The sequence below is a fragment of the Micromonospora sp. D75 genome, from assembly GCF_018070405.1.
Classification (GTDB): Bacteria; Actinomycetota; Actinomycetes; order Mycobacteriales; family Micromonosporaceae; genus Micromonospora; species Micromonospora chalcea.
On the sequence record NZ_JAGPXV010000803.1, the window covers coordinates 1 to 2,270 of the forward strand.

Below are 2,270 nucleotides of genomic sequence, written 5' to 3' on the forward strand. Positions count from 1 at the left end.
GCGCAGCACGGTGAGCGCGTCCCAGCCCAGTCCGGGCGGCACCGGCACGCCGCCGGTGAGCACGCCGATCACCACGTCCGCGGCGGCCGGGGTCAGCCACGGCGTCCGGTCCAGCGCGTCGGCCAGGTCCAGGCCGTGCACCGCGACCTCCACCACCCGGGTACGCAGGAACTCCGGCAACGCCATCGCGTCACCGTGGCGGGTACGCACCACCCGTGCGGGCGGTTCCGCGGCGACCGCCTCGTCGGTGGCGCGCCAGGCCCGGCCGAACTCCGCCGCCACCTCGGCGGCGCCCGGGTGCTCCCGGGCCGCACGCTGCGCGCCCTCGACGCGGTCCCGGTCCACCGGCGGGCTGAACTTGGCCGCGCCGAAGTAGGCGGCCGCGTCCACCTCGGCCCGGGGCGGCGCGGGCTCGGCGAGCATGCCCGCCAGGCGTCCGGCCCCGGTGCTCACGTGCGCGATCAGGTCGCGCACCCGCCACGGCGGGCACGGCGTGGGCCGGTCCAGCGCCGCGTCGTCCAGGTCGCGCAGCACCCGCTCCAGGCGGTCGCACTCGGCCCGGAACGCCGCCCGTACCGTCTCCATCCGCCGGATCAGCCCTTCCACCGGGGCACCAGCCGGTGCACCACGACCAGCACCAGCGCGGCCACCACGGCGATCGTGCCGGCGATGCCGGCCGCGCTGCCCGCGTACCCGACGAAGAGCTGACGGCGGCTGAGCGCCTCGACGGGGATCGTGGAGCGGTCCACCAGCCAGGACAACGCGAGCGCGGAGGCCAGCAGCGCCACCGCGCCGGCGCCGCCGAGCACGGCGGCGGTCACCCGGTGCGCGTCGCCGGGCTCGACCACCGCCTGCTCCCGCTGGAAGACCAGCAGCACCAGCCCGGCGACCGCGGCCCACGCGCCGACCACCAGGTACGCGGCGACCGCGTCGCTGGGCCGGTGCCAGCCGGCGGAGAGCGTGGCGACGCCCGCGGCGGCGGCGTACCCGGCGCCGAGGAACGCCCCGGCCGCCCGCAGCTTGCGCGGCAGCACCAGGATCAGCGCGACCGCCACCGAGGCGGCCACCGAGGTGTGGCCGCTGGGCAGGCTGTTGCCGGCGGCGGCCCGCTCCGGGTCGATGCCGAAGTCGGGCCGGACCAGGAAGTGCTTGAGCAGTTGCGTGGTCACGTTCGCGCCGGCGATCAGCAACGTCGCGGTGACGGCCAGCGCCTTGCGGCCCCGGATCAGCGCGATGAAGCCGATCACCGCGGTCGCGGCCAGCAGCGACACCACGGACATGGCGTTGAGGAGCGTGTCGACCGGACCGTCGATGCGGTCCTGGCCGATCTGGTTGCCGGTCAGCGCCACCGTGTCCAGCCACTGGCCCAGTTCGGTGTGCACGGCGAAGCGCCACACCAGCACGAACGCAGCCGTCTGCAGCAGGGCCAGTACGACCAACCAGACCGCCGTCCAACCCCTTGCCGTCTCCCGCACCCGGACAACTTAACGGTAGGGCCGCCGACGCGCGCGGCGGAGCGCCATCGGCTTCGGCGTACGGTGAGGCGGGCGATCCGAGGAGGTGGGGCGTGACCGGCACGCCGCAGCGGGAACCGCAGGCCGAGCCACGGCCGGAGTCGCTGGCCGACCTGCTCGGCGGCCGGCGCGGGGCGGTCGACGCCACGCTGCCGCCGCTCGCGTTCGGGCTCGGCTGGGTGCTCGGCGGGCTGCGCGGCGGTGTACTCGCCGCGCTGCTGACCGGCACGGCGGTGGCCGGCTGGCGGTGGCGGCGCGGGGACCGCCCCCGCTCGGTGCTGATCGGGCTGCTCGCGGTCTGCGTGGCCGCGCTCGTCGCGTTGCGGACCGGCCGGGCCGAGGACTTCTTCCTGCTGCAGATCGCCGCCAACGCGGCGAGCGCGCTGGCCTGGGCGGTGAGCATCGTGGTGCGCTGGCCGCTGCTCGGCGTGGTGGTCGGCACGGCGCTGGGCCAGCGGACCCGGTGGCGGCGTGATCCGGCGCTGCTGCGGGCGTACGGCCGGGGCAGCTGGGTGTGGGCGGGCACCTACGTCCTGCGGTTGGCGGTGTTCATCCCGCTGTGGCTGGACGGGCAGGTGGTCGCGCTCACCGTGGCGCGGGCGGCGCTCACCTGGCCGCTGATCGCGGCGGCGCTGGCGTCGAGCTGGGTGGTGATCCGGCGGTCGCTGCCGGCCGGGCATCCGGGACTGCGGCACCCGGTGACGGCGCCGGTGCCCGGCGGTGAGCCGGTCCGGGAAGAGTAATGGAGAGGCCGCC

The 2,270-nt window shown here is 76.7% G+C and carries 3 protein-coding genes; 1 reads left to right on the forward strand and 2 read right to left on the reverse strand.

The window, feature by feature from the left end; translation table 11 throughout:
- Positions 1-585, reverse strand: a 585-nt coding sequence (locus KBX39_RS29250) for a maleylpyruvate isomerase N-terminal domain-containing protein (protein ID WP_210873623.1), incomplete at its 3' end; no start/stop codon positions are given.
- An 8-nt stretch (positions 586-593) separates the two neighbouring features.
- Positions 594-1,475 carry a phosphatase PAP2 family protein gene (locus tag KBX39_RS29255; RefSeq protein WP_043329825.1) on the reverse strand — a complete coding sequence of 294 codons (882 nt, stop codon included), beginning with the start codon at positions 1,473-1,475 and terminating at the stop codon, positions 594-596.
- A gap of 92 nt (positions 1,476-1,567) precedes the next feature.
- On the opposite strand from KBX39_RS29255, the gene KBX39_RS29260 reads away from it, so the two are divergent.
- Positions 1,568-2,257 carry a DUF3159 domain-containing protein gene (locus tag KBX39_RS29260; protein ID WP_210873621.1) on the forward strand — a complete coding sequence of 230 codons (690 nt, stop codon included), beginning with the start codon at positions 1,568-1,570 and terminating at the stop codon, positions 2,255-2,257.
- Positions 2,258-2,270 lie beyond the last annotated feature (13 nt).